Source organism: Nocardioides sp. (genome assembly GCF_030149505.1).
Taxonomy (GTDB): domain Bacteria; phylum Actinomycetota; class Actinomycetes; order Propionibacteriales; family Nocardioidaceae; genus Nocardioides.
Genome location: NZ_JASBRN010000064.1, coordinates 1 through 26,914, shown reverse-complemented (window position 1 = coordinate 26,914; position 26,914 = coordinate 1). Strand labels below are relative to the sequence as shown.

24 protein-coding genes are annotated in these 26,914 nt (G+C 68.9%); 4 read left to right on the top strand and 20 right to left on the bottom strand.

Annotation, left to right across the window (positions count from 1 at the left end; genetic code table 11):
- Positions 1-13 precede the first annotated feature (13 nt).
- From Q1V71_RS14035 to Q1V71_RS14005, 7 genes are read right to left on the bottom strand one after another with little or no spacing between them, the layout of a single operon-like run.
- Positions 14-967, bottom strand: a complete 954-nt coding sequence (locus Q1V71_RS14035; protein ID WP_300644531.1) for a hypothetical protein — start codon at positions 965-967, stop codon at positions 14-16.
- Entirely contained in the window at positions 964-1,857 is an 894-nt protein-coding gene (locus Q1V71_RS14030; protein WP_300644529.1) for a hypothetical protein, read from the bottom strand. The genes Q1V71_RS14035 and Q1V71_RS14030 overlap by 4 nt, the downstream gene beginning before the upstream one ends.
- A 1-nt stretch (position 1,858) precedes the next feature.
- The gene (locus Q1V71_RS14025; RefSeq protein WP_300644528.1) at positions 1,859-3,223 is read right to left on the bottom strand and encodes a CpaF family protein; all 1,365 of its coding nucleotides are present in this window, start codon (positions 3,221-3,223) and stop codon (positions 1,859-1,861) included.
- Positions 3,220-4,203 carry a hypothetical protein gene (locus tag Q1V71_RS14020; RefSeq protein WP_300644527.1) on the bottom strand — a complete coding sequence of 328 codons (984 nt, stop codon included), beginning with the start codon at positions 4,201-4,203 and terminating at the stop codon, positions 3,220-3,222. Before Q1V71_RS14020 ends, Q1V71_RS14025 begins: the two co-directional genes overlap by 4 nt.
- A 54-nt stretch (positions 4,204-4,257) precedes the next feature.
- Complete coding sequence (locus tag Q1V71_RS14015) at positions 4,258-4,947, bottom strand: SAF domain-containing protein (RefSeq protein WP_300644526.1); 690 nt, start codon at positions 4,945-4,947, stop codon at positions 4,258-4,260.
- Positions 4,944-5,876: a hypothetical protein gene (locus Q1V71_RS14010; RefSeq protein ID WP_300644525.1), complete on the bottom strand. Its 933-nt coding sequence runs from the start codon at positions 5,874-5,876 to the stop codon at positions 4,944-4,946. The genes Q1V71_RS14015 and Q1V71_RS14010 overlap by 4 nt, the downstream gene beginning before the upstream one ends.
- 26 nt (positions 5,877-5,902) lie before the next feature.
- A complete protein-coding gene (locus tag Q1V71_RS14005) occupies positions 5,903-6,532 on the bottom strand; it encodes a hypothetical protein (protein ID WP_300644523.1) in 630 nt (209 codons plus the stop codon).
- Positions 6,533-7,118: 586 nt separating this feature from the next.
- Between Q1V71_RS14005 and Q1V71_RS14000 the strand changes: the two genes are divergently transcribed.
- The 3 genes from Q1V71_RS14000 to Q1V71_RS13990 all read left to right on the top strand — a co-directional run bounded on the left by Q1V71_RS14000 (position 7,119) and on the right by Q1V71_RS13990 (position 10,824).
- Positions 7,119-7,472 (top strand): winged helix-turn-helix domain-containing protein, encoded by a 354-nt coding sequence (locus Q1V71_RS14000; protein WP_300644521.1) that lies wholly within the window; start codon positions 7,119-7,121, stop codon positions 7,470-7,472.
- Positions 7,473-7,691: 219 nt separating this feature from the next.
- Entirely contained in the window at positions 7,692-8,111 is a 420-nt protein-coding gene (locus Q1V71_RS13995; RefSeq protein WP_043806867.1) for a hypothetical protein, read from the top strand.
- Positions 8,112-8,550: 439 nt separating this feature from the next.
- On the top strand, positions 8,551-10,824 hold the full coding sequence (locus Q1V71_RS13990; RefSeq protein ID WP_300644519.1) for a hypothetical protein: 2,274 nt from the start codon (positions 8,551-8,553) through the stop codon (positions 10,822-10,824).
- 110 nt (positions 10,825-10,934) lie between these two features.
- On the opposite strand, the gene Q1V71_RS13985 is transcribed toward Q1V71_RS13990, so the two are convergent.
- The 3 genes from Q1V71_RS13985 to Q1V71_RS13975 all read right to left on the bottom strand — a co-directional run bounded on the left by Q1V71_RS13985 (position 10,935) and on the right by Q1V71_RS13975 (position 13,332).
- Positions 10,935-12,086 (bottom strand): AAA family ATPase, encoded by a 1,152-nt coding sequence (locus Q1V71_RS13985; protein ID WP_300644518.1) that lies wholly within the window; start codon positions 12,084-12,086, stop codon positions 10,935-10,937.
- Positions 12,087-12,159: 73 nt separating this feature from the next.
- Entirely contained in the window at positions 12,160-12,621 is a 462-nt protein-coding gene (locus Q1V71_RS13980; RefSeq protein WP_300644516.1) for a hypothetical protein, read from the bottom strand.
- Between the two features lie 384 nt (positions 12,622-13,005).
- Entirely contained in the window at positions 13,006-13,332 is a 327-nt protein-coding gene (locus tag Q1V71_RS13975; RefSeq protein ID WP_300644514.1) for a hypothetical protein, read from the bottom strand.
- Between Q1V71_RS13975 and Q1V71_RS13970 the strand changes: the two genes are divergently transcribed.
- Entirely contained in the window at positions 13,310-13,645 is a 336-nt protein-coding gene (locus tag Q1V71_RS13970; RefSeq protein ID WP_300644513.1) for a hypothetical protein, read from the top strand. The genes Q1V71_RS13975 and Q1V71_RS13970 overlap by 23 nt on opposite strands.
- Here the strand turns inward: Q1V71_RS13970 and Q1V71_RS13965 are convergent.
- The 10 genes from Q1V71_RS13965 to Q1V71_RS13920 form a co-directional block, all read right to left on the bottom strand.
- Complete coding sequence (locus Q1V71_RS13965) at positions 13,635-14,591, bottom strand: ParA family protein (RefSeq protein WP_043806864.1); 957 nt, start codon at positions 14,589-14,591, stop codon at positions 13,635-13,637. The genes Q1V71_RS13970 and Q1V71_RS13965 overlap by 11 nt on opposite strands.
- 599 nt (positions 14,592-15,190) lie before the next feature.
- Complete coding sequence (locus Q1V71_RS13960) at positions 15,191-16,531, bottom strand: type II toxin-antitoxin system HipA family toxin (RefSeq protein WP_300644511.1); 1,341 nt, start codon at positions 16,529-16,531, stop codon at positions 15,191-15,193.
- Positions 16,531-16,830: a helix-turn-helix domain-containing protein gene (locus tag Q1V71_RS13955; RefSeq protein WP_011777073.1), complete on the bottom strand. Its 300-nt coding sequence runs from the start codon at positions 16,828-16,830 to the stop codon at positions 16,531-16,533. The genes Q1V71_RS13960 and Q1V71_RS13955 overlap by 1 nt, the downstream gene beginning before the upstream one ends.
- A gap of 36 nt (positions 16,831-16,866) precedes the next feature.
- Positions 16,867-17,448, bottom strand: coding sequence for a DNA N-6-adenine-methyltransferase (locus tag Q1V71_RS13950; RefSeq protein WP_300644508.1), 582 nt, complete (start codon positions 17,446-17,448; stop codon positions 16,867-16,869).
- A 16-nt stretch (positions 17,449-17,464) separates the two neighbouring features.
- Positions 17,465-17,896, bottom strand: coding sequence for a hypothetical protein (locus tag Q1V71_RS13945; protein WP_300644507.1), 432 nt, complete (start codon positions 17,894-17,896; stop codon positions 17,465-17,467).
- 39 nt (positions 17,897-17,935) lie between these two features.
- Positions 17,936-18,847 (bottom strand): hypothetical protein, encoded by a 912-nt coding sequence (locus Q1V71_RS13940; protein ID WP_300644505.1) that lies wholly within the window; start codon positions 18,845-18,847, stop codon positions 17,936-17,938.
- 80 nt (positions 18,848-18,927) lie between these two features.
- A complete protein-coding gene (locus tag Q1V71_RS13935; protein ID WP_300644504.1) occupies positions 18,928-20,337 on the bottom strand; it encodes a hypothetical protein in 1,410 nt (469 codons plus the stop codon).
- A 109-nt stretch (positions 20,338-20,446) separates the two neighbouring features.
- The gene (locus tag Q1V71_RS13930; protein WP_300644501.1) at positions 20,447-20,932 is read right to left on the bottom strand and encodes a hypothetical protein; all 486 of its coding nucleotides are present in this window, start codon (positions 20,930-20,932) and stop codon (positions 20,447-20,449) included.
- A 73-nt stretch (positions 20,933-21,005) separates the two neighbouring features.
- Positions 21,006-21,347 carry a hypothetical protein gene (locus Q1V71_RS13925; RefSeq protein ID WP_300644500.1) on the bottom strand — a complete coding sequence of 114 codons (342 nt, stop codon included), beginning with the start codon at positions 21,345-21,347 and terminating at the stop codon, positions 21,006-21,008.
- A gap of 154 nt (positions 21,348-21,501) precedes the next feature.
- Positions 21,502-26,697: an SNF2-related protein gene (locus Q1V71_RS13920; protein WP_300644499.1), complete on the bottom strand. Its 5,196-nt coding sequence runs from the start codon at positions 26,695-26,697 to the stop codon at positions 21,502-21,504.
- Between the last annotated feature and the right edge of the window lie 217 nt (positions 26,698-26,914).

Genomic DNA, 26,914 nt, shown 5'->3' with positions numbered 1-26,914 from the left:
TAGAGGCCCGAGCTCAGCCGGGCACTCCCGCAGCGGCGCGGAGGGACAAGATGTAGGGCGCGGCAATGTAGATCCCGGCGAGGATGGCGGCGACCATCGTCAGCTGCCGCATCGACTCGGTTGCGTTGTTGGCGCGCTCCAGAGCCCCCGCCAGCCGGGCAGATCGCATCGTCTCGGCGCGGGCAATGAGTGAGGCCTTCACCCGCGAGCCTTCGTCGTTGGCGAGCTCGATGCTGGAGCGCAGACTGACCAGCTCGCGGATCCCGTACCGCTCACCAAGTCGGCCGAGAGCCTCCCACGCCGTGATCGCCTTCTCGGGGGCACGCTGGATGGCCGAGCGGATCTCGCCGAACACTCGCGTGTCAGAGAGAAGCCCGCGGCCCTCGCCCACACGATCGGCACCCATCTTGGCCGCGGCGGGCAGCGCCTCTGCGTGACCCTTGCCTGCCTCCATGCTCATCGCCACGAGGTCCAGATAGATCGAAAGGCCCCAAACGAACTGGCCTCGCACCTTGGCTGCCTCGGTCCGTAGATCCCTCACGGACAGCACCACCGCGGCCGAGCCGAGGAAGAGCCCAATGATCGGGCCCCATTGGAGCGCGACGTCGTTGCCGCCGAGCCTGCGCCCAAGCATCAAGACCGTCGGTCCCAGGCCGAAGGTCAGCGCCAGGCCGACTACTCGCGCCAGCCAGCTGTGTAGCTCGCGTTGGGTGATGGCCAGGTCTGGGGCGAGGCTGGTGAGCCACTCGGGACGGTAGTGATCGACCGTCTCGACCACCCATCGCGTCAACCGGCCGATCGGGGAGACGGGGGCCGGCCCACCGGCGGCACGCTGCGTGGCCCTTTCGCGGCCACGGCGCCAGTCCTCGATCTCTCCGATCAGGTCGGGGGCCGGTGGGAACGCGAGCCAGCGCAGCTGAAGCAGCGCAAGCCCGAGGAGTGCTCCAAGAACGACGACCGCGGTCACAGTGTCTTCACCACCTTGGGCTGATACGAGGCCGCGTCGAGCACCTCGGCGGAGCTGGACAGGAATCGCGGCTCCTGCTCCGGCTCAGCGAGCTTCTTGACGCGGCTGAACACGAACAGGTACGCGCCCGCCAGCGCGAGCGGGAGAAGCTGCGCAGCCGCGCCGGTCTCACCGTGGGGTAGCGACGGAGGGGCGAACAGTGATGCGGCCAAGATCAGCACAGCGCTGAGGCCGGCCACCTGTGCCGCTTCACGGCGGATGCTGTTGCGCTCGCGCATCACCTTGGTTCGGATCTCGAGCTCCTCACGCAACGACTTCGACTGCGCCGAGAGGACGCGCGAGAGGCGCCCTTGCCGTTGGCGTGCCGCCAGCGCGAGCGCGGCGACCACCTGGTCGGCCTTGGCGTCATCCACATCGTCGGCGAACCGGCTGAGGGCTTCCGGCAGCGGCACCCGCACACTCAGGCTCCGCGACATCCGTCGCAGTGGGGCGACTAGCACGTCGGAGGCGCCGTCAACGGTCTTCGGGATCACCGACTCCAGGCCGGAGTCCTTCTGCGCCAGATCGCGCAGCGATTCGGTCCACTGCGCCAGTGCCTCCAGCTTGGTCAACGCCGCACGTTCGGCCTTGCCGCCGCCAGCAATCATCGGCCACAGCACCACCGCGGAACCGGCGATAACGGCGAACACTAGGTTCCGAGTGGCCATCAGGATCACGGCACCGACCACGACGCCCGTGATGATGGTCCGCTTCTCCTTCGAACTCAGAGCACGGCTAGAGCGCCGGCGTGGCAGCTGCAGCAACCCAGCAGGGATGAGCGTTAGCCCCCTGGCCAGCCGAAGAATGCCCAGCAGCCCGAGCGCGAGTAGTAGACCGAGGACGACGACCATGTCACGCCCACCGCCCCGGGTCGTTGACGTCGCGGTAGCCCGCTTCGCGGAGGTCGTCGATGCACCGGATCCCCACCTCGACGTCGCGCATAGCCATGCCGTCGGGACCCGGCTTGAAGATCTCGTTGCTCTTCAGCCCGTCGTCGTCGTAGCCGACGACCTCCCGTACAGAGTGAACGACGCGGCGCTGTTCTCCGTCGCCGCGGTAGCGCTTCATGAAGATCATGAAGTCCAGGCCGTTGGCGATCATGCTGATCGCACCCTCGCGCGGTAGCCGCTCCGGGGCCTGAATGGCGTAGGAGACGATGTTCTCGACGATCCCCTCCGAGGAGTTCGAGTGGATCGTGCTCAGGCTGCCGTCGTTGCCCTGCATCATCGCGTTCAACATCACGAGGATCTCCGGACCGAGGACCTCGCCGACGATCACCCGGTCAGGACGCATGCGCTTGGAGATCATCAGCAGATCCCGCATCGGGACCGCACCCTCGCCCTCCGCGTTGGGCAGCCGCTCTTCCATCACCACGATGTCGGGGTGCGCGTCCTCGTCGTCCTCCAGACCGAGCTCGAGGGCACGTTCGATGGTGATCAGCCGCTCGTCCGGGCCGATCTCGGCGGCGCACGCACGCAGCAGAACGGTCTTCCCGGCCGCGGTCTCGCCGCCAATGATGAGGTTCTTCTTCGCTCGCACCGCCGCGGCCAGAAAATCCGCGAGCTGCTGATCCATGGTGCCGTTGGCGACCAGGTCCTTGAGCCGGAAGAGCCGCTGCTGTGGATGCAGCCGGATCGTGACCGTGGGGACGGTACTCACACTCATGACGGCCTGAAAGCGCGCCGTGCCCGGCTGCGGGCCGTCGGGGGTGTCGATGGCGTAGGTGACACGGAAATTCACGTGCGTATTGGCGCTGTCGAACGCCCGCCCGGACAGCCCCTCGTGAGCGGCGAGGGTCTGGATGGCCTCGATCATCTCCTCGTTCGAGGCATACACCGGTGCGACCTTCGCCTTGGTGCCATCGGTGTAGTAGCAGAAGACCGTGTTCCAGCCGTTCATGACGATCTCTTCGATCCGCTGGTCGCGGAGCAGAGAATCGAGGGAACCGGCCCCGTAAAGCAAGCTCTTCAGAGCGTTGATCAGGTCTTGGGTGTCTTCCCACCGCATGCTGCCCTGACCCTTCTCGGCCAGGTCGCGGGCGTACTCGGCCACCACCTGGTGGGCGAGCTCGGCCTTGAACGCTTCCTCGTCCTCGCCCGACATGGCAGGTTGGCCAGCTCTGGCGCGGTCTGTGACGGCCTTCTCCAACCGGTCGCCGACCTGCACCTGCAGGCGCCGCAACAGGGTGTGGTCAGCCCCTCGATTCCGGTCCGTCATCGGTGGCTCTCCTCGATCGACGACACATGCGACGGGCTCGACTCACCGCTTGCAACCTGACGAGGCCACCCTGGCTGGAGCGGCGGAGCCGGCGCTGCCGCCTGCGGGAGCTCGGCGGCGTGGTTGGTACGCAGCTGCTCACCCGGCGAGGCAGTTGTCCGCGCCCGCTTGCCCTTGCCCCCAGCGGGCTTGACGTTCGGCTCTTCGTGATCCAGCCCAGTTGCAAGGCCCAGGTGCCACATCGCCTTGCGGGCCGACCGCATCAACGCGGACTTTCGTAGCGGCTTCTCCCACGGGTCGCGACCGTTGTCCAGGTCGGCCACGCCGGCCGGGTCCCAGGCCAGCCACGCCACGCCACGTACCGCCGCTGCGACGGCTGAGTCGCTGAGGATCTTCGCGACCGCTTGGGCGATCGCGTCGCCGTGCCTGCGGTCCGCGATCACGACCGGCACCACGACGGGTGGGCGACGGTTGCGCTCGGCGATCGCGGACACCAGTAGCTCCAGGCGGGCGACCATCGTCTGCACCGAGATCTGGTCGCCCCGGCAGACGGGAATGATTGCGTCGGCCGCAGCCGCGATCGGCATGGACGGGGAGCCGGTGTGAATTCGACCCAGATCGGCGAACACCGCACCGTTCTGCGCCTCGAGCGCAGCGGCCAGCACCTGCCACGACGCAGAGGCACCCTGTTCGGCAGTCTGGAATCCCGGCACTACCCGAACGAACGGCGAAAGCTCGTGCGAACCTTCGCGCCACAGGTCCTCGTACCTCGGCCTCGAGCCCTGCTCAGCGAGACCTATTGGCCCGGTGGGTTGTGGCCGCTCGGCTGACTTCCCCGCCCCGATCCCGAGCACGGTCGGCGTCTCCGGCATCGGGTGCTTTCCATCAGGGAGCACCCTTAACGCCATGTCGTCGCCGTAGGCGTCGGCGCCGACCACTACAGCAGGCAGGCCACGCGCGGACGCCAGGACGCGGGCCACCGTGGAAGATCCCGGAGCGCCTCGGTCAGCGCAAACAGCGAACAGCATCCGGGCTCACTCCTCGGCCGCCGCAAGCGGCGCCTGGACGATCGTCACCTGGCCGGCGGCGGAGTATGCGGCGACCGGATCGGACACTGCGTCCTTGACGAGCACGGTCACGACCTTGTTGCCCTCGGCGGTGCTGCCCACGGACTGCACCCGCGCACCCTCGGCCAGCACCTGCGGCTCCTGCAGCTGGTTCGTGGAGGCCGCGGCGCCCTCCTGTGGCACGGCGAGAACGTTCACTACATCCCCGGCAGCGAGACCGCCCGGCACCCGACCCGGCGGAAGCTGGAGGGCGACTAGCCGCTCGCCGTCGCCCGGGAGCGGGTCGCCGGTCACCGCCTCAGGAGTGAGGATCTGACCCTCGACCAGGCCGGAGGCGGCCCGCTGCCCAACCACGGTGTCGACGTCGGAGGCCTTGATGGCTCCGGGCACGCCGGCAACTTGGATTGCGTGGACGTCGCCGGCCTTGATCACCTGGCCCGCCGGAACTGGCTTGGTGACCTCGAGGACTTCGACCCTGTCACCTTGGGCCTGGAACAGTGCCAGCAGGCCGATCACGACTAGGACGACGAAGAGGATTGCGGCCGCCCAGGACCCCAGACGCCGCGGTGCCTTCTGGCCTACCTGGCCGAGCGTGGAGCGGAGGTCGAGGCCGTACTGGCCGTTGTTGGTGCGCTGGGGACTGGTCGTCGTGCTCAATGGGTCACCACCGTCTGGCGCTGCCGCACCTCAATAGTTGTCGTGTCGCCCGCGGGGGCCGTGATTTCGCCGAGGTCACCCGAGGGCGTCAGGCAAGTGCCGGAGCAGGTCCAGGTGACGGAGTAGACGAGTTGCGCGGACACGGTGTGCTTGTCTCCGGCCGGGTCCTTCAGCGACGTGTAGGCGTAACTGCACGTGGTCGTCGCAGCGTCACCCATGCCCTTCTTCCACTCCCGACCCGCGTCGGTGCACTGCTTCGTCTCGCCGTTGCCCATGTTCCAGTCCACCCGCGTCGGAGCCGCGGTGACCGTCACTCGCGTCGGCCCAGCAGCCACCGACAGGCTCAGCGTTTCCCACTGTCCGGCCGGCAGCCACAGCCAGTTATCGATGTTGATGTAGGTGTGGAAGTCCGGCCCCGGAGCGATCTGGGCGTCGGCCGACACCAACTTCATTCGCCCCAGCGCCCGTTGAGCCAACACCGCCGGGTCGACGACCGTCGGGCCCTCCCCATTCGGGACAAAGAACGTGTTGCCGTTGTTGGCGAAGTCGGTGTCGCATCCCCACACCGAGCCCTCGGAAGGATCATGGCCCTCCCACATCGGGTCTCCGGCCGGCGGCTGAGGAGAAAGCATGAAGGCGTTGCAGCCTGCCCCGTTCATCGCGCCCGGGAACCACGCGCCAGCGTTCGGGTCCGTGCACGGCACCTCCTCGCCGGTGTAGATGTCGTTACACACCGCCGGAGTGCCGCCGGTCGACCCGGACCCGCCGGTATTGCCCCCGTTATCTGAGCCGCCGGGCGTGCCCGGATTCACCACGACGACACAGATCCAGCCACCGGGAATCTGCTGCGGCGTTTCACCGGCGGGACAGCTGGGCGCGCCGCCGTCAGCATGTGCGGCGCCACTCGGTACGAGCAGACTGCTCAACACGAGTCCGCACATCAGGACGACTGCTCTCAGGGCTCGCATGGCTTCGGCTTCCCGCTTGATGCGTCCTTGATGCCGTAGATGAGCCAGTCGTGCCCCTCCGGCTTCGAGAGGCTGATGATCCTTAGGTTTGGCTTCTGTTGAGCGCGGACCGGCTTGGCTGGCTTGCCCCGCTGGGTGACCTTGATCTGGGTGTTGTCCACGCACTGTTGGATTTCGACGCTGAGGCCGTTGTCGCTGATGCTCTTGGCCTTGGACCAGTAGATGCCTGGCGTCCCTTCGATCTTCACGTCAACCTGCTCGTAGGAGGCGAGGCGGCGGTACTGGCTCTGCCAGAACGGTGAGGGGAAGTAGCTCTTGAACAGCTTGGCCGCGGCCTCGGTGGCCTTACCCCGCGCCCAGAGCGGCGCCGAGCGCTGCTCGTACTCGTTCCATCGGGCCAAGGCGTCCTCGTAGGACGTCAGCTGGGCCTTGGTGTACTTGCTCTTCCACTCGTCCGACGCCTCCGAGGCGTCCTCCGTGGGCGCGGTGCTGGTGGTCGGTGACGGGCTGTTCCCGTCGCCGCCCTTCGGGTCGTCCTCTCCCCCGCATGCTGCTGCGCCGAGCATGAGCACGGCGGCCGCCACGGCCGCGACGGTGTTGCGATGAAAACGGCGCATCAGCACCAAACCTCCCGAGTATGCGACTGTCTGCCAGCCCGAGGGTAGGCCGCCCTGATGACAAGACGGTCGGGTGAGCGGCCCATTACGTCGGTCCGCTCGATAGCCAGGTCCACGGTGTCTCTTCTCTGCTGGTTTGCCCTCTCACCACAGAAGGCAACCGTCGAGACGCGAGATCGGACACCGGCCCGGAAACAATCTGCGACCCATGCCGCGCGGGCCGGCGTCGATGAGGCCGCAGAGCGCACCCTCAGAGGCGATTGACAGCCTGAGCCACGTGACGGGCACTGCGGTCGGCAACCGCCGCGCCTCGACGCCACGCCGCCCATGCTCAACACATCAGTAGGCACCGCGGGTGCCGCCACCCCCGGTGCCATCAACAGCTGACGCATTCCCAAGACAAGCGCCCTTTCCGCCTCCGGCCCGAGCCGGAGGCCACCATTCTCCGTCCTCTCGTCAAGTCCGACGTTCCGCTGGTTCCCGTGGGTCCCACAACCGAGCCGAACTGTGAGGTACGGTCATCATCACACAAACAGACGTGTAACACGACCCTTTCAGAATGGGAGTGTCGGGCACAATGCGCTCCATGCCGTCGCTGCCCGCACCGCCCGACATGCCGACGGAGGTGAAGGTCATCATTGACGCGATCGGGCACAGCGTCCGCACCGAGATCCTCCGGCAACTGGCTGAACGCCCACTTGGCGTGCGCGAGCTAGCCGAAGCTACCGGCACCGTCGTCAGCCAGGTTCGCAAACACCTCGCGATCCTCGAAGACCTTGAACTCGTCGTCGCCGACGTGCCTCCCGACGAGCGCCGACCTGGCGGGCGTGGGCGGGCGGTTCTCTGGAGCACGAATATCGAGCGCGCTGAAGAGGTCGGCAAGATCTGGATCGACTACGTCACCGGTCGCCCCACTCCCGCACGCGCCAAGGGCCGCTAGAGGAGCCGCTTGCGGATGAGGCTGGATCTTCTCGGGAAGTGCTGTCCGATCTGGTGGGACTGCTGTTGCTGTAGTGGTTGTGACTGGATGCCCAGGCCAAGCCCGGCGATTCACCTTCGCTCTAGCTCTGCCGGCGCCCTCAAATTTCGCGAAATTTGCAACACGCCGTCCACGCGAGGTTGCGGGGTGAACCGCTCAGACCACGGTTGGATATCTCGCATGGGACGCAAAGCGAAGGGCGATCGGCACACGATCTTCACGAGCATGCCGCCCGAAGCAGCGGAGTTCGTGAAGGCAGAAGCCACCAAGCTCGGCTGCTACATCGGCGACTACATCGGCTGGGCCGTCTCGGACCACTTCAACGTCACGGCCGAGGTGCCGATCGGCGAGGTCAATGACCATCCCGATCCCCTGCCGGTTGCTGATGGGCGCGTGAAGTACCGCGCGATGATTCCCCGCGCGGCCGCCGACATCCTTATCTCCGAGGCCGAGCGTCGCGGCAACAGCCTTGGCGACTTCGTCGCCAAGATCCTGTGCGACCGCTTCGGAGTCCCCTTCCAGCCCCGCGTCAAGAAGAAGGCCATCCGCGCCTGGCAGCAGGCGGCTGAGGCCGGAGAGCAGCTGCGGATGACCGGTTGATCGGGTCAGGGCAGTGCCCTGAAAACGACAACGGCCCCGTTGCCGCGGGGCCTAGTCGAAAGCTTCACCGGGTTGCCGCCCGGATTCGCAAAGTCTGATCCTCACGAGGAGGTGTTGTGCTGCCCACTGTAGAGCAGGCCCACGTGCCGCGGAACTCATTCCCGCGCTGGCGTGTCGCCGCGCGCACGGCTCAGCACTCCTCTGCGCATCGAGGTGACGACCTTCGACTCCAGGCCGCGGTCCAGGTGCGTAGCGCCCGGTCGATGAGCTTCCTGCCCCTGCGAGTACGGAAGGCGGTGGTCGAGGCCGGCAGCGTCCGAGACGGCCCGTAGGCCCAGAAATGACGAAAGGCCCCGTTGGCGCGGGACCTGACCGTCTTGGTGAGACCGGGAACCAGTTGGCGCTGGTGACCGGGGGACTCCGAAAGGAGGGAACTCAGTTGTTGCCGGTAACTGTACCGGCGTCGCGTGGCGATGCCGCACACCTTGATGCAGGTCGGCGTGTCTCTCCGGCCCTGCTGGCGCTGGATGAGCACCTGTTCAACCCCGACGCGTCCCAGTGGCTCGCGATCGACGCCGGCAACCAGGCTGTCCCCCGCGCCGTGGTCCCCTCACTGGTTGACGGGCTCGAGCTGGTCGGCCGCGGCCGCGTCGCCGCCTTGGTCGGCCACCTCCGCGACGGCGCCGGCGTCGTCGACGTCGACGTGCCCGGCCCGCTTGGCGACTTCCTCGCCGCCGAGATCACCGACTGGCTGCGCCGGCGGGACTGCTGGGTGCTGGAACGTCCCTCGGGCGGCGCGAAGGGCCGCTGGCACCTCTTCTTCGCGCACCCCGACTTCCACTACGCCCCGGCGGCTGCGCGGGCCGGGTTGGCGGCCGAGGTCAGCGACTTCCTGATCGCCCTGGCGGTCGACGTGAAGGTTCCCCGCCACGAGCTCGACCTTCGCGACGCCGTACGCCCCCTCTCCTCCCCACACCGCCACGGCGCGGTCACCAGCCCCAAGGGAGATCTCCGCGAGGCATTGCGTGGACTGAAGCGGGTCCTTCCGGGTCGGCCGGCACCCTCCCCGCTGCGTCCCCGCGTCAAGATCAAGCCAAAGAACGATCAGAACGCCGCCCCGGACACCGGTTCGCGATTGGTGATCCCGCTGGCGCTGCAGCGGTGGAAGCGCCAACTGCGCGCCGAGTGGCGGCAATACCTGCTGACCGGCGAGGTCCCGCCAGGGTCGTGGGCGGCCGGCTCGACCAAGACCCGGCATGCGGTCGCGGTCGACCGGTCCCTGGTCGAGGCGGCATGCACCCGCGAACTGGTGTGGGCGATCGGCAACCCCGAGACCGCGTGGCGGATCATCCGTGAGTCGCACCCGACTGCGATGACCAAGGCCAAGCACCAGGGCTACTCGTGGTGGATCGCCTACGTGTGGAACGAGTCCGTCCGGACTGCCGAAACGTTCACCACCACCACGGACACCAAGCCTCGACCGGTCGCGACTCCCCCGGCCAATGTCGTCGACGCGGTCGCGGCCGCCCGCCAGGACCTCGAACGCCTCATGTGGACCGTGCCCGCCAGACAGCGGGCAACGCTGCTGCTGGTGGGCCATCAGCTGCTGGACCGGGCGCTGCGCGCAGGGACCCTCCGCGTCCCCTGCCCTGAGCGGGATCTGCAGCTCGACTGCGGCCTGGGCGACCGCAAGACCATCCGCGCGGCCCTGGCCCGCCTCAATGGCCGGATCGGAACCCTCCACACCGACTGCCTCTCCCTCGTCGAGCGGGACTCCACAAGCTACGAGTTCGAAATCAACGCCGCTCCGAGCAGGGAGGGACGGCAAATCCCCCCACCTGTTCTTGACCCACCCCCGGCCGCCCGCGGGCTCTGGCTCCTCCTACCAAGGGCGAGCCACAGCCTCTGGCGCACGCTCCTGACCGCCACCACCGCGATGGACCTGGGTGACCTGGTTGTGAGGGCCGGACTGGTGGAGGCACCCACCGATGAGCCCTCGAAGTCACAGAGATCCACCGCCAAGGCTGCACTGGTCGCGCTGAGCAGGGCAGGGATGGTGCGCGTCGACGAACACGGGCGGTGGAAAGCGGCCACCAGGCCCCGTTCAGTCCAGGTCGAGCAGGACGCGTCCGCAGCGTACGCCCGTCAGCTGGAGACGATCGAGGCTGAACGAGCTGCCTACCGCGCCGGCACCACTTCGAGCTGGAGTGCGGGCCGGGCACGGGCGATCAAGGCCGCCAAGGCTCGGGAGAAGGCGTGGTGGGACAACCTCTCTCCCGCCGCACGCGCCGATCGCGCCGCGACGAAGCGGCTCGAGTTCGACCAGATGTCCATCACCGACCAAACCGCGCTCAAGGCCCGTCTCGCGGAACGACGCATCCGGGCCGGCATCGACGAGCTCGAGACCTACCAGACCTGGCTGCGCACCGTCCCGGCGGACGAGCTCGTCACTCGCAGCCTCGAACGCAAGCAGCGGTTCAAGGACCTATCCCCCGCCGAACGCGGAGCCTCGGTCGCCGCGTGGGATCGCCACCGCATGCGCTATGGCCTAACCACCCAACGATTCGGCACCCCCGGCGTCGACCCGCGACCCACCAGACCCGACGTCGAGCAGGCGGCGCTGCTTCCGGACGGTGCCGCCGCGCGCGACGCCGCCTTCCTGGAACGGCAAGGCAACCTCCTCGAGCAGGACCCACGGCAGGCGGCCGGCTAGCCAAACAGGATGCGCGTCTTCGGTGCGGCTCGGGCGTTACAGTCACGCCACTTCTGTCACCGGGCCGCGGTGTCAACACGCGCCGGGCAGATATCCGAAGTGTCGGCGAGTCACCCGTTGTCGCGGACATACGCCGCGAAACCGGGGATGGTGAAGCGAAGCCGCCCGTGGCCGGCGGCCTCGATGTAGCCGCGGTCGATGAGCTGCTGACGTGGACGACTCACCGCTGTGGTTGACACACCGAGCTCCGCAGCGATCCTCGCCCTCTCCACCGGGCCGTCCCCCAGCGCGGCCATGGCGGCCAGGAACCGTCGCTGCTCCGGGGTGGCACGGTCCAGACGCGTGCGGAACAGACCCCTCATGCGGTCCTCGATCTCCTCCTCAGCGCGCCGGACATGGCCGATCGTGATCGTGCTCCCCGGCGTGGGCCGTGCCACCTCCCACGTCGCATCACCGATCAACTGGACCTTGTGCGGATAGCCGGCCGCCAACTCGATCGCCGCCATGATCGCTTCGTCGGACCAGGCGACCTGGTGGTGTTCGGCCGGCACCCGGATCGCCTCGGCCACGGCAACGTCGCTCAACAATCCCAGCTCGACGAACCGGGACCGCTCACCGAAAGTCGCGGCCTCGGTCACCGCGGGTGGCAGCGAGGGCAGCCCCGCGGCGATGATCGCGACAGGTGTCGCGTCGGGAGCTCCGTCGAAGTGCTGGAGCCCGATCAGCAGGCTCTTCCGGTCCCCCAGCTGGGCTTCCTGGAACTCGTCGACGAAGACGACGAGCCCCTTGGCCTCATGGTTGCGAGCGAACCTGCCCGCGTCCTCCAGGAGCTCCTCGAGTATCGCCGCGCCGGGTGGCACCTTGTCGTCGTCGGCAGACAGGGTTGCGCCGACTTTCATACCCGGGATCCCGAACTCGACCTGGATCTGGTCAAGTCGGTGCAACAGAGCCTTCGACCGCTCTCCGAAGGATCGTTCCTTGACCGCGACGCTGAGCGCCTGCGCCAGGTCAGGTGACATCGGTCGATCATCACGGCCGGTGACCCAAGCAGTGAGGAACCCATCAGCGATCGCGTCCCGCTGGGCCATCCGCAGCAACGACGTCTTCCCCAGACCCCGCGGGGCGTGAAACGCCAGCAGTGGCCCTCCGGATCGGCCAAGCATGCTCAGCCGGGAGACCTTGTTGCGGATCAGGTCCCGCTCGCGGCCGCGGCCAGCCAGGTATTCCGGCAGCGACCCGGGCGCGTATGGGCTCGGCTCCATCGTCGCCACCTCAGGTATAGGTCCGTATAACTTGCCCGGAACTATACGGATCTATGCGGCTGGTGTTGGGGACCTACGCCGGTGGCGGCGTCCAGTCCGGTGTCACCCGCAGTGAGCGAGGCTCCTTGGTCGAGGAGAGCGCGCCGCGGCGGTGCAGGGTCTCGATCGTCGCCGACGCCAGCGGTCCGTGGACGCCGAGCGCGTCGGCCAGCTCACGCCAGGTCGGCCCCTCCCCCGTTTCAGCCCAGACCCTCGCGACGTGCTCCCGGGCCGCCTCGGCGTGTACGTCGGCCAGCTCTCCGGCCTGCCTGCGACGCTGCGCAGCGCGGGCCTTCTGCTTTTCCCTGCGCCGCTTCTCCTCGGCGTAGATCTCCCGCACGTGCGGGACCTCATCGGCCCCCATCGCGCCGTTGAGCAGTGCGACCGCTGCCTTCCACCGGGGAAGGCCGGGCTTTCCGGCATGCGTCGCGAACCGACGATGGTTCTCGAGGACCGCCGGCGTGATCGCCCGGTTGTAGCCCGCGGCCGCGAGCAACTCCTCGACCCGTTCGTCAGATGCCTTCGGGCGGGGCGGCCTGGGCCTGTGGCCGCCGAGGTCCGCGGGCGCGGCTGTGGCCTCATCGGGCGGCGATGCCTCCGGCGATCGTGCCGGCCGCCCTGCGCTTGTTGGCGCCGGCGGCTTCAAGGGGTCGGTTCGGCGGCCCCGCTCGGCATGCCCACATGCCTGGCACACGGCGTACGGCCACTCCCCTACCTGTCCCGAACCGCTGCGATCGCCCTCGCGTCGGATCTCAGCCCAGGTGCTGGTTGACCCGCATGCCGGACAGGGCCTTCCCAACGGTCGCCGCACGTGGACTCCGCGAACAGCCGGTTCGACTCGAGTCGCCACCAAACACTCCCCCTCGTCGGAATCTTCGGTTCAGGCCAGGTACGCCGTGAGGACCGCCGCCACGAACGGCGACCGCTTCACCGGACCGTGCTTCTCGGCGAGCCGGTCGATCACGTCAAGGTTTCGAGCCTTGATCCGCAGCGAGACACCGACGTACCGCTCCCCTTTTGTGCCCGGGCCGCGGTCGAACAACCCATCACTCATCGTCGGCTTCTCCGTCGATGCTGCGACGAGCTCATCCAACTCGCCTTGATGAGCCACGATCGCGTCGAGCAGCACGTCGACCTGCGATGCCCGATCCTTCTTGGCGCGGTCGCGCCAGGCCTCGGCCAGCGTGAACGGCACCGAGACCGACACCGGCTTCATGGTGTCCGCGCTCGCGCTGGCGCCGGAGCTTCGCGCCGATGTCGAGGTCTTCTCCGCGCGGGACCTCCTGGGCCTTGGTGCCTTCTGCCCCTCGATGTTCTCCGGCTGCTCGGAACGCTGGGCCGGCGTGCCCGCAGCCGTGCCCTCCTCGGCGGTGGCGCTCTCCTCGGCCAGCGGCTCCGCGGGGTCCGGCGTCGGAGACGGCACCGAGGCGAGAGTCCGGGGTCGCGGCGTGGGCGGAGGCAGCGTCGGCTTCTTCAGTCCCTGGATCGGTGCCATCGGCTCACGGCGGTTCACGCGCTGACCTCCTGATCCATCGACTCCTCGAATCGGCCGATCCGGGTGATGATCGCGTTGGTCAACAGCAGGTGGTCATCGGCGAGCGCTCCCACACTCCCCGGGATGCGCTCCGGCCTACGCCCCTCCTGAAGAGCCTTCCACCAGGGCTCGCCGGCCTCTTCCTCCGTTGCGATCTCTGCGAGCTCATGCACCAATTTGCCCGCGGTGCGCGCGTCGATCGCTGCGCTGGAGTGACGAATGGTGATGACCTCGCCGGCCTCATCCGTGAACAGCGACGCGGCACCGTCCAGCACGGCCTCGATGTCCTCCACGGCGTTGCGCAGGATGCGGGTCGCCTGCCGATCGAAGTCAAACGGAACGACGCCGAGCACCTCGATGTGGGGGTTGGCGTGGCGCACCGCCTCCATCTCGGCGGCCAGTTCGCGAACGTTTCCGATGCTCGACCTGTCGCTCTTCGTCGGAATGATCACCCACCGCGAGGCGCCGAGCACGAGCTGCAGGATCGCCGGCGAGGTCCCGGTGGCCGGCGGAGTGTCGATGACGATCAGGTCGTAGTCCTTGGCGATGGGCGCGAGCGCTTCGGCCAGCATCAGCCGGAACTCGGTCCCCCGACGCTCCTTGCCTTCGACGATCTCCACGATGTGCTTGAGCGCTTCCCGACCCATCGGGATGACGTCAAGGTTCGGCCGCACGTCGCGGATCACTGGCTGGAGTGGCTTGTGAGCGTCGAGGACCTCCAGCATGTGCGCGCCCTGGTCGTTCTCCTCGCTGCGCTTGTAGCCGAGGTCGTCGCCGGCGTCGCCCTGCGGATCAAACTCGATGAACAAGGTGCGCCAGCCGGCGGCAGAGCACAGGCCGGCGAAGTTCGTGGAGGTTGTGGTCTTGCCGACGCCGCCCTTGCCGTTAGCAAAGGTGATGACTCGGCTGAGCACATCCTGGGTCAAGGCCATGGGGAAGACGCCTCCTGGGTGTGTTTCCGATCCTGGGCTCCTCCGATGATGCCGCAACGCACTATCGCGTGGCGGTAGCGACACGCGGTAGCGCCGTGCGGTAGTGCGACGCGGCAGCGGTTGCAGCACCGCAGGCAATGACTGCAGTGCGGCACCGTCGGCCACCACCGCTCCGCACCAGCGCGGCGCAGGAGCGCGCGGCAGTAGTGAACACACCAGGACCGAGCGGTAACGCGGCACGGTGGTGGGGCGCAGTGCCGCGACGCATTGCTTGCCCGCGACACCGAACGCGGTCGTGGAGCCCGGCATCGACGTGCGATGACGTAACGCGATACGGCTCGGCGGTAGTGTGTTGCGGTATTGACCTGCGGTAGTGCGATGCGGCACCACGCCGCGCTAGCGCAGCGCGGTACGTCACTGCGGCATTGTCAGGAAGTGCCGCCGCTTCACCGACCAGCGCCTCTCGTCGACTGTCCTCGCGAGGCGTGGTTGTGCCCGGCGGCGGCCCCGAAGGCCTCCAGAGGGCCGTTCTAGGGCTTCTGGGGCGATGTTTGACGTGGGTCGACCCCTGTCGGAACTACACGCCAGAGATTCGAAGTTCAGAAGCCAAATCGGCCCGAGGCTGGGGGAGGAGTCCCAGGCGGACGCGTTTCGTTCTCGCCTGGTGTCTTTGGAAGATGCAGCGACGTGGCTTGGAGAGTCGGGGATCGACGAGAGTGGCCGGCGGATCCACGTGTGGGCGGGGAGGGGAGGACGTCGTTGAACAGTCGTTGCTCGTGCTCGGGGATGCCGTTGCTGGACGCCACGGCCCGCCAGGAGGCCGCGGCGGCGGTGACTTCGGCCAAGACTTCGACGCCTTGGTCGGCCGTCAGGCCGAAGTAGGGAGCGACCTCGAGAAGCGCATCTCGTTCCTCGCCGCTCGACGTGGCGCCGCCGATCGAGGTGACACGGGACTTGTTCGGATCCGGGTTCGGGTTGACGTCGAACGCCGGCGCGAGCTCCCAGCCACCGGGGGAGTGGAGAAACCCGTGGTTGCGGAAGTGGTCGTCGATGTTGTGAATCGCCGAGAACACTGCCATCCGGCGCCACACGCCAGCCAGGTCAGCGTCGGGTCGGGTCGAATGGTCCGCGATCGCCGCAGCGAGATCGAGGTAATCCGCCGAGCCGCCATCGGTGAGACCGGTCAGCGTCATGGCGCTGGCATAGCCGCGACGAGCCGTGCCGTCACGGTCGAAGCGACGCAGGATCAGCACACTGCGGCCGTCAACCTTGGTCAGGTGGCGGCTGGGCACCTGGAGACCAGCTCGCTCCGCGAGGTCCAACGCGGTCTTCTCCCACGCCATGACGTCCCACTCGTCGCCGGGATGTGGGAACTTCGCGATCGACAGGGATCCGTCGGCATCGATCACCGACGCCTTCGGGCGCGCGCCGCCAAGCGTGGTGCCGCCGACGTCGAGGAGCTCCCGCACGGCGTGCATCTCATCGGTGTCATGGTGCCGCCCCGCGGCCGCCAGCTGGTCCGAGGCATGCAGCAGCCGACCGAGATCGACCAGGCGGGGGATCTCGTGTCCGTCGGCGACGTAGGCAGGGCTGTCGGGACGGCGGTAGCGCAGGGCGCCCTGCCGGGAGTGGTCGGATACGCCCACCAGGTAGTCGACCTCGCTGATCGATGCGGGTCCCGGCCAGGCCTTCTCGATCAGCCTGCGACCCCAACGATCAGGGGCACTGTCGGCGAAGGCTCCCGGCAGGCCCGTGGTGTGACCACGGCCCGCGTCGAGGGGGAGCGCCGGGTCGATGGCGTAGGCATCCCGCCGCGCGAGGTAGCCGGGGGAGTAGGTGAAGGTGGTTGTGACCGCTCGCCCCCGGCGGGTGAAATGAGCGGTTCCGACGTGCACGGCCTGCCCGCCCACGTCCAGGTCGACCTCCAGCTGGGAGTCCATCAGCGCCGCACCCGCTTCGGCAGCACTTGGTCAGCCCGGGCGCGGCCGAGCTCGGTCTCGTATGGGTCGAGAGCCGTCACCGTATCCTCGAGCCGGCCAAGCGCGCGCAGCACGTTGAGGTAGGTCTCCAGCGTCACCGAGGGATCACCGTGCTCGAGCTTGCGGAGGGTCGGGGCAGAGACGCCAGCCCGCTGAGCAACCTGCTCGGCAGTAAGGCCAAGCAGACGCCGCCAGGTCACAACATGCGAGCCGATCCGCTCGGCCGCCAGACCCACCTTCGCTGGACTCGGTCGCTTCATCTCCGCCACATCCCCTTCATACCGAAAGCATCCCTCCTAGAATAACCGACAATCGCAAGGATGCTTTCTATTAACGCCCTGGTCAGCCTCCGGGTTGACCAGCGGCACCGCGGTGCCTAGCTCGTCGGCCAGGCGGAGATCGACGTTCCAACCCACTAGCGCCGAAGGGTGCGAGGCCGCGACCTGCCGGCCGTTGGACCGGGGGATGCCGAATTTGACGCGGCCCTTGATGAACAGCAGCGAGGACGCCGTCGCCATGGCCTCGTGCCAGATCCGGGTGTCGGTGTGGGCGGGGATCAGTAACACCACCCGAGCACCGGTGGCGCCGGCCTCGGCGCAGCGGCGAACCCAGCGCACCCGCGCTTCGCCGTACGGTGGGTTGCAGAAGATGCTGGCCGCTGACCACGGCCGCGCAGCGCCGTCCTCGGGGAGCGCATGAAACCTGTCGGCGCCCACCGGATTCTCCGGCGTGGTGCACGGGTCGAGCTCGATCCGGCCGCCCAACACGACGCGAACGGGGTCCAGCACGTACCGGGGTGTCAGATGGACCTGCTCGTCGGCGTCCTCAGCTCGTCGACGCAACCTGTTGTCGAACCGGAAAAGCGCGAGCGCAGTCATCAGACGGGGGAGCGACTCATCGGCCGTGGGCCCGGTCGGCCGCGGCGTTCGGCGAGGTGACCGGCGGCCGCGAGGGTCCAGCAGTGGGCTGCCGCAGAGCAGCGGCCTGCAGAGCGACCGAGGGGTCCGGCGCCCAGCCCGGCTGCTCGGGGAGGCGCTGGTCACCAGGAGTTGCGGTCCGCTCGTCGAAAGAGGCGTGGTCGTGGGTGCCGCCCGTCGCCATGGGAACCAGCGAACCGGTCTCGCGCCGCACCGCGTCCCAAGTCGCGAGCCGGTCCGGCGACGCCTCGCGTCGCTTCAAGGGCATGATCCGGTACTCGCGCCGCACGTCCATCAGCGCGGCCGCGGCGGCGCGATACCCCGACGCTGCCGCGGTCTCCCGGGCGACGCGACGCACGTTGTCGACGGCTGAGACAGGGTCGGTGAAGCGGGACTCGTCGTCGGTCATCAGAACTCCTTACGGCGTTGGGTTACCCGCGGCCGCGGCTCAGCGCGTCGGCCCCGAGGGCGGCTGGGACGTCGGCAACGAGTCCTGGCTCGGCTGCGGCGATGATGCGTTCGGCGCAGCGTTGAGCGCCGAACGCATCAGCGGGACGCTCGATGTCGTGGCTGGAGCAGCCGGCTGACTTGCGTGGCTCCTCTGGCCGGTCACCTCTGCGAGGAGCGCGATGGCGCGGTCGGCGAGGTCAGACCCCGCGTCGTCGCTGTCGTGCCAGCCCGCGGAGGCAGGGAAGTCGCCGTCGGCCTCCCCAGCGGAGAACGCGACTCGTTGCGCCCGCCACTGGGCATGTTCAGCGATCAGGTCCGATGCTGCGCGGAGCTGGTCGACTGTGGGCCCGTCGATCTTGCGTCCCAGGGCGGCGGCGAGCAGGGGCAGCAGCTCTCCCGCTGTGGGCAGGGGCATGTCCGCGGCTTCGCGGTGCTGGCGGTCCCAGTCGGGCCGTGCGCCCGGGGGATGCCCTTCGTAGTCGCAGTAGTGGCCGTCCTCGACGCCGTCGAGGGGATACCCGTCGACGGCCGCGCTCGAAACGGCCCATCTGAGAGCGCCGGACCCGGCGCGCCCGTCCTCAGTCTCGGAGACATAGACGGATCGGAACATGGGACCGGAGTAGGTGCCGCCCTGGTCGAACGACAGGAAGACACAGGTTCCATCGGTGGTCCAGCCGGTCACCGTGCCGTACTGCGCTCGGCCCGCGCCGTCGCGGCGGTAGACACGGGTGCCAGCGGGTGCACTGTCTGGGGCCGCGACCACGGGGCGCGTCGAGGATTCCTCGAGGTGGAGGTAGACCTTGACGTGGTTCTCGATCCGATGCGGGTAGCCGGGATCATCAACCCACGGCGATTCCTGGGCAGGGGACCGGGCGGCATTGGCCGACGAACCGGTCGGATGCTCGCTCATCTCGGCGCTCCTTGTCTGTCGGTGGGATGTGCCCCGGCCCACCGACACAGCGGTGACGGGGCAGGCAAGCTGTGGAGTTGTCAGAACGCCGGAGCGCCGTAGGTGGTGCTGCGCGCGGCGGGGAACGGCATCGGCGTCCGGGAGGACGCCGTGGGCGTCAGGTTGAGCGTCTGTTGCAGGGCGGCCCGCTGGAGCGGGTTGCTGAACCTCGCTATTGGCTCACTGGGCGCGGGCATGTTCACCAGGTCGGTGAGCGTGGCCTCAAGCCGGGAGCGGCGCCCCACCCGGACCGGACCGTCGCGGTGGCGTGGGTGGGCGTCGACCAGGTTGGTGGTGCCGCGGAGCAGTTCGCGACGCAGCGCCTTGCCCAGGTTGTGGGTCACCTCGTGGGTCGCCTGGGCCAGCTCGACCATCTGGGTGGGCTGCAGCGCGAGGGCCACGCCGTGGTCCTCCATCCGGGCCACCGCGGTCGTGAGCTCGCTCTGCTGCCAGAAGCGGCGCATGTTGGGCTCCTGGTCGGCCCTGACGTCAGCCAGGTGGCTGATCTGAGGCTGAAGCGACTCCAGAACCTCGGCACGCTCGTTGAAGAACGCCGCCAGCGTGGCCGTCTTCGGTGACTGGCTGGCCGCCGCCGCGAACGCGCGGCACAAGTACAGCTGGCTGGCGGTGACCTGCCGGGCGGAGTCGGCAGAGATCTCCGGCTCGCCTGCGTAGAAGCTGTCGCTGGCCAGCATCGGGCGCAGGAACCCGGCCAGGCGCTGCTGAGCCGCCGCGAGGTCGGAGGGCGTGGAGACCAGTGCCACCGGCTCAACGACGGTCGACCCAGCCGGCTGCCGCAGTCGCGGGGTTGCGTCCTCGGGGCTCGCGCTCGTGGCGTGCCAGGTCGCTACCCGCGCGGCTTGGGAGAGCACCATGCGCTTCTCATCCAGCCCCATCGAGAACTCCGGCCGATGATGCTGCGCCAGCAATCCGACCTCCTCCAGTCGCGAGTCGAGGACCAGGACCGCCTCCAGCGCGACCGCGACATCGCGCATCACCCACCAGCCGGCACCCGGGTCGGTGCGCCAAGGCTGAGTCTCGGCTGTGGACAGCGCGTGCGAGGCCGACAGCAGCTCGATGGCCGCGGTCCGCCACGACTCCACCGTGCGGTCAGCTGAGGCAGGGGTCAGGTAGTCCGCCTGGGCGCGCCGCTCCTCTAGGGGGAGCGCGGGCAGGGCGAATGCGATGTTGTCCACCAGGCTCGCGAGCTTGTCGTCCAGCCCGGCCAGCGTCGGCTTCGGGGTCCTAGCCGGCAGATGGTCCGGCGGCGGGTACCAGCTGTCCTGGCCGAGGTCGTAGAGCCGTTGCCGCAGCGCGTCGACAACCGCTTCTCGACAATGCAGCAGCTGGTCGACGGCCTGCTCATCGGAGGGAAGCACGTCGTCGCGGATCAGAGCGTTGAGCTCCTGAGCGGCGTTCTCGGAGTGCTCGCCGTAGGTGGTGACCGTCATCGCGGTTCACCCGCCGGTCGCCGGCGACAAGTCGTTGCCATGCCCGGAGAAGCAACCGCCGCGGAGCCAGATCGGACACCGCGGCGGGAGATGGTTGTGGAGAAGTTGGCTACAGGCCCGGCGTTCCGGGGGAGCGGTTCCCCTGATGCGCGGCATGCGCGGTGGGAGGGTTGCTCTTGTCCCGGTCGGGTTCTCGCAGCGCGCGGGCCTGCATCAGCCCGGTTCGAGCACAGTCCGCAGATGGCTTAGGGGCGTGGCCGCCGCCGAAGTGGTTCGGGTCGCCGGGATCGATCAGCGTCACTCGCGGTCCGTAGTCGGCACACATGCGGGCGATCGACGCGGGGATCGGGTCCACGTAGACGTCGTCGAGCCACTCCTCGCGGTTGGTGTCCTCGGCGAACCCGTCGATGAGAACCGAGTCCTGCATGGCCGTTACTGCCTGCTGGTGCGTGGCATAGGGGCCGACGACCTCGGGGCGCGGATGCTCCGAGTCTGCGTACCAGCGCAGGATGACCCACCAACCCGGCGCCTCGGGTCCGCCGTGGGCGTCGACGTAGTCGGTCCAGGTTGCATCAGCCGGCAACGGGGTCGTCATGCCCTGAGAAGCAACCGGCGAAGGGCCGGATCGGACACAGCCAGACCTGCCCGATGCGAGAACTCAGGGCCGGTCAAGCCACGGCGGCGACGCCGCGGCGCAGCAGCCGACGAGCAGAGTCGAGCCGCAGCGAGTGCTGAAGCACCTGAGAGTCCGCCAGCAGGTCGGTGAGACGCTGCTCGAGGTCCGCCAGCCCCGATCGCAGATCACCGACCTGCACGGGCACGTAGCCGGCGGGCCGTCGCTGACCGAAGTCGGTGAGCTCGGCGCGCGCCATGCCCAGGAACGGCAACACCAGGGCGTGCCCCTCCTGGCCGGTCGCGTCCTCGAGCGCGGCGAGCAACGACACCGCATACACGAAGTCCGGGGTCGCGTCGTAGACGTCTCCGGTGCGGCCGGTGGCGGGAACAGTCATCGGAGTTGGTCCTTTCGAGTGAGGTCGGTAGCAGGCTCGACCCCGCTACCTAGTGGAGCAGAGCCGCCCAGAGAGCCGCATCCGACGCGCCCGAGCCGGGGGAGAACAGCCGCGATCGGCAGCCTGTGGATCGCAACCGGACCTTGGGGTGCTCTCACCGCGACCACCCCGACGAGCTCGGGGACAGCGGCGAGTCCTCCGGTCGCGGCCGGGCTGGCGGGGAGGGCGGCACGATCGCGGGCCGACCCGCCTGAACCTGCCCACTGGGCTGGGGGAGTGTCGAGGCCTCCGGCTGGGATCCGTTAGGTGGGGAGGAGGCTGGGCCGGGGTGGTCGGCGGCGGCGTTCTCGGCGCTGTCGGCGGCGAGCTCGGCCGAGAGCCGGTCGCGTTTCGCGCGCACCTCGGCAAGCTCGCCGGCGCGTGGGAAGGCGTCGACGAGGCCGGCGCGGGCCCGCTCGGCCTCCCGTTCGATCTTGCTGGTCTCCATGTCGACGTCGTCGAGCACCCGCTCCAGGCGGCGGGGGAGGTTCTCGACGCGGGTCACCAGGCCCGGGCTCGGTTGTCGCACGTCGCCGGCCTCGACGAGCAGGTGTACCCGGGGCACTTCGACGAGCGAGACGACGTACCGAGGTTGGCCCATCCACGAATCCGCCGACACCTGCAGATGGAGGCCGGCGAGGTCGCACAGCGGGTGCGGGTCGCGCTGGTATGGCTGCACCGCGAGCAAGGCTCGCTGCAACGCTGGGGCGGCGTCTGCCCGCTTGCTGAAGGCCGTGCCGTTGATCCGCATCCAGAATGCGTCGCCGTCGGTGTCGCGTCGCAGCGGAATCGCCGCCAGCAGTTGCTGGCGGTCGGTCGCCAGCCGCTCCAGCCGCGGCCCGGCCTCCCGGATCGTCGCTGCGAGGCTGCGCTGGGCGGACGCCCAGGCCCGCTCGAGGCGCTCGAGCTTGGTCGCGTCGGTCTCTGCCTTTGCCAGCTCCATGATCCGGGGATCGCCTGAGGCCAGCGCCTTCACCTCGGCGTAGGAGAGAGCCGAGTCGCCGATGTCCTCGATCTCGCGCACGTCCAGTCGGCCGCGCATGAGCTGGTTGATGAACTTCGCCTTCCGCTCCACCGTCTGCCACAGGTAGGTGTCGAAGCTCGACTCGGTGACGTACCGGTACACCCGGACGGAGTCGTTCAGGTTGCCCTGTCGCATGATCCGGCCGTCCCGCTGGGCCAGGTCGGCGGGTCGCCACGGGCAGTCGACGTGGTGCAACGCCACCGCGCGGCGCTGGACGTTGGTGCCGACACCCATCTTCTCCGTCGACCCGATCAGCACCGCGATATGCCCGGTGCGCGCCTGCTCGAACAGCCGTGCCTTCGCACGGTCGTTGTTGGCCTCGTGCATGAACCGCACCTTCGGTGCCGGGACGCCGCGTGAGACCAACTGGGCCTTCAACTCCTCATAGGCGTTCCAGCCGGCTCCCGTCGGGGTGCCGAGGTCGCAGAACACCAGCTGCAGCGCGCCGGGCTCAGGGTCGTTGCCGAAGACGACGTCGGCATGGTCGTGGTAAATCCCCGCGACTCGTTCGGCGACCGCGTCGACCTTCGAGGGCTCCCGGTCCAAGAATGCGGCCAGACCGTCGATCTGGTGATCGACGAGCCGCAGGTCCAGTGCGGCGGCCCGGCCGTGGCCGCTGATCTTGAGCATGTTGTCCTCGCTCGGATCCACCTGCCGCGAGGACACGGCGTCGGCCCGCTGCGCGAGCAGGGCCATGAAGTCGACCAGCTCCTGACTCGGTGGGACCACGATCGTCTCGGGTGCTCCGCCCTCCAGATCGGGGGTGGGCAGGTTGAGGTCCTCGGCGGTCTTGACGTCGGCGACCTGGTGCCACAGCCGCAGCAGCTCCGGGACGTTGTTGAACTTCGCGAACCGCGCCTTCATCCGGAACCCCGTCCCCGACGGGGAGAGCTCGAGGTCGGTGACGACCTGCCCGAACGTGGCCGCCCAGGTGTCGAAGTCGCTGATTCCCGCGGCCTCCAGGTCCGCGGGGGCCAGATAGCGCAGCATCGTGTACGCCTCGGCGACGCTGTTGGCGATCGGAGTCGCCGTCATGAACGTGGCCACCCGGCGACCGTGGCGGCCCCGCAGGTACGACATCTTCAGATCGAGGTCGGTGGCCCGGTTCGACCCCTCCACAGCGACACCGGGGATGTTGGAGGCCAGGCGAAGGTTCTTGTAGCCGTGCGCCTCATCCACGCACAGGTAGTCGATCCCGGTGGCCTCGAAGGTGATCGCCGGGTCACGCTCGACGTCGCGCAACTTCTTCAACCGCTCCTCGGCGCGCGCGAGCGTGCCCTCCAGTCGCTTCACCGACAGGCCGCGCTCGGACTTCGAGGCGGCCAGCCACATGCGCAACTGGGTCAGCTGCTCGTCGAGATAGGCCTCCTCAGTGTCCCTGGAGACCGGGATCTTCTCGAACGCCGAGCGAGACATGATGACCGCGTCCCACTCACCGGTCGCGGCCCGGGCCACGAACAGCCGCCGCTTGTCCTTGACCAGGTCCTCGGTGCCACACGTCAGGATCCGGGCCTGCGGGTAGGCCTGAAGCCACTCCCGGGAGAACTGCTCCAGCATGTGGTTGGGCACCACCACGGCCGGCTTCCTGACCAGGCCCAATCGTCGCAGCTCCGAGACACCTGTCACCGCGGCGAGAGTCTTTCCTGCGCCGACCTCGTGGGCCAGCAGCACCGACGGTTGAGCCACCATCCGCGCCACCGCGGCGTGCTGATGCGGCCGCAGCCGCAGCGGGCGGCCCTCATGGACCCGGGCCATGCCCGGGTAGTGCTTGTCCGCGTCGACGTCGTAGGAGCGCAGCACGATCGCGTTCAGCTTGTCGTTGTAAGTGCGCACCAGCTGCTGACACCGCTCCGGGTCCTCCCACAGCCAGGTCGCGAACCGCTCCTGCAGCTCCTCGGCCTTCTCCTGCGCGGCGAACGTGGCGGTCTCGTTCGGGATCCGCCGTCCGTCCGGGGTCTCGTCCGTGACCCGGATCTGTCGCTGCTCCAGGCAGGCTTGGACGATGTCGATCGCGCTGGCCCGCTCGGTGCCCCAGGTGTTCCGGGCAGCCACCGAGTGGCGGTTGCCGCGCACCGACCACACCGACCCGCCGGGGTGCTCCACCTCCACGGTTCGGTCATCGAGGGTCTCGCGCAGGAACTGCTCCACCATCTTGGCCGGCACCCACGGCACGCCGAGCTGGGCGACGATCTCGGTCGGCCCCAGGTCCTCGGGCAGCACCTCGGCCAGTGCGGTCTCGGCCGCCTGGAGCCGGCGCACCATCGGTTGGGCCGACTCGTCGCTGGTCGCGGTGGTGCCCTCGATGAGTTGCTCGAGGACCTCTCCGACGCGCGCCAGCCGCGCGCGGACGTTCCCGGAGAGGAACTCCGCGCGGGGCACCCAGTTGGCCGTCCATCCCTCCTCGCTTCGCTTGACGGTGTCGGGGTCGACGAACGCGAACGCCTCCAGCTCCGTCTCGGCCGCGGCGTGGTCGACGCCGAGCAGCCGGGCGATCTCGCCGGTGCGCAGTTCGCCGTAGGTGTCTAGACACAGCGAAACCGCGTCGGCCGGGGAATCCGCGTGGGTGCGCAGAACCCGGGGAGCGACGACGCGCTCGGTGAAGATGTCGGCCTTGCGCGCGGTGCCGGTCGCGGAGTCGTAGTGCTCGAGGGCGAACACGGCGGGGGAGTGGGGGTCGCCGCGGAACCCGCCCTGGCGCGGCCGCACCTGCGCGAGTACCGGCTCACCGGTCTTCGGGTCGATCCGGCCGGTGTTGCGGCTGGTGACCCGGTTGATCGGCCCGTACCGCGTGACGTAGGCGTCGTACTGCCGGTTCAGCCGCTCCCGCAGCGCGGTCATCCGCTGCTCGCCGGCCATTCCCGGCCCCTTCGGCAAGCTCGCGGCCCTCGGCAGGTCGCCGGGCAGGGGAGTGGTTGCCTCGGCCTCCAACAGCGTGACGACCGTGTCACGCAGCGCGGTGAGCATCCGCAACTCGTTGGCCTGCGACTTCGGTACCTCCAACGGCTCCGGGACGCCGTCGCGTACATGCAGCCAGCCCCCGTCCTCGCCCATGCTGATGTGCCCCTCGGCCAGAACCACCGCCTCGGGCAGCACCAGCGGCTCCTCCGCGGCACCGCGACGCGGCCCCGGGACCGGGGTTTTCGACGCCGCCGTCGGTGTGGGGTTGGTCGCCGGCGTGGTCGTCGGGTGGCTGGTCGGCCGGGATGCGGTCGCGGCAGGGGTGAACAGCGGTCGGACATCGGCGTAGTTGGACAGGTCGAAGGCCAGCTGGCGCCCGAGATCCGTGGCGACCCGTTCAGCGAGGCTCTGGCCGTCGCTGGTCAACGGCGGGCTGACCGCGACTTCGGGCCCGAACCGGCCCGAGCGTGACGTGAGGCGACCGAGCACCCGCGCCGGTTGCTGCACGAACAGCGAGTTGAGGTTGACCTCGGCATCCTCCAGGCCAGCGCCGGCCCGGAACGAAGGCAGCCTCTCCAGGTTGCGCCAGCCCGGCGTGAGGTCGACCGGCTCCTCGTCCTCGGCTCGGCGGCGGAAGATCAGCAGATCGGTGATGACGTCGGTGCCGGCGGCCTGATGGTGGGTCTGATTCGGCAGCCGCAGCGCCGCGACCAGGTCCGCCATGTCGGCGAAGGCGTCCCGGGCAGCCGGGCTCGCCGCGTCCATCGTCCAACGAGAGGTCAGCACGGCGACCACACCGCCGGGGCGCACCAGGTGCAGGCTCTTGTAGATGAAGTAGTTGTGCAGGCTCAGCCCGAGCCGGTTGTACGTGGAGTCGTGGGGCACGACGTCGGCGAAGGGAACGTTGCCGATCACCAGGTCGCGCTTCCCCTCCGGCAGCCGGGTCTCGGCGAACGACTCGGATCGGATGTCCGCGGCCGGGTACAGCAGCGAGGCCACTCGCGCGGTGGTCGGATCCAGCTCGACGCCGACAACGTCGTGGACATGATCGGGCGCGAATCCGATGAAGGTTCCCGACCCACAGCCCGGCTCCAGAACGCGACCGCCGGCAGCCTGGTCGAACCCGGCTTCACCGAGTGCCGACCACAGCGCCTTCACCAGCGCAGCATCGGTGTAGTGCGCGCTCAGCGTCGTACGTGCCGCCGCCGCGCGAGCGCGGCCCTGCAGCAGTTCACGAGCCCGCGTCGCGGCCTCGCTGTGCTGCGCCGTGTCGTCGAAGACGTCCGGCAGCGACCCCCAGCCCGACCAGCGCGCCAACACACCCTGCTCCTGGCCGGAGGGAAGCCGGTTCTCCTCCTCGAGCTGTGCCAGCAGCTCCAGCACCGCCACGTTGGCCGTGAGCCGCTCCCGCGGCGTCGACGGGGCAAGGTCGCGCTGAGAGCCCGGCCGAAATCGCAGCGACTCCGGCTCTTGTGACTGATGTGTGGGTCATGTTCGGCCTGGGAGTGTGGGTCGGTGTCCGCCGAGGGTGAGCATGAGCAGCGCGATGAGGGCGTCGGGGTCTTTGAAGCCGAAGGCCATGCGGGTGCGGAGTCGGATCTTGGTG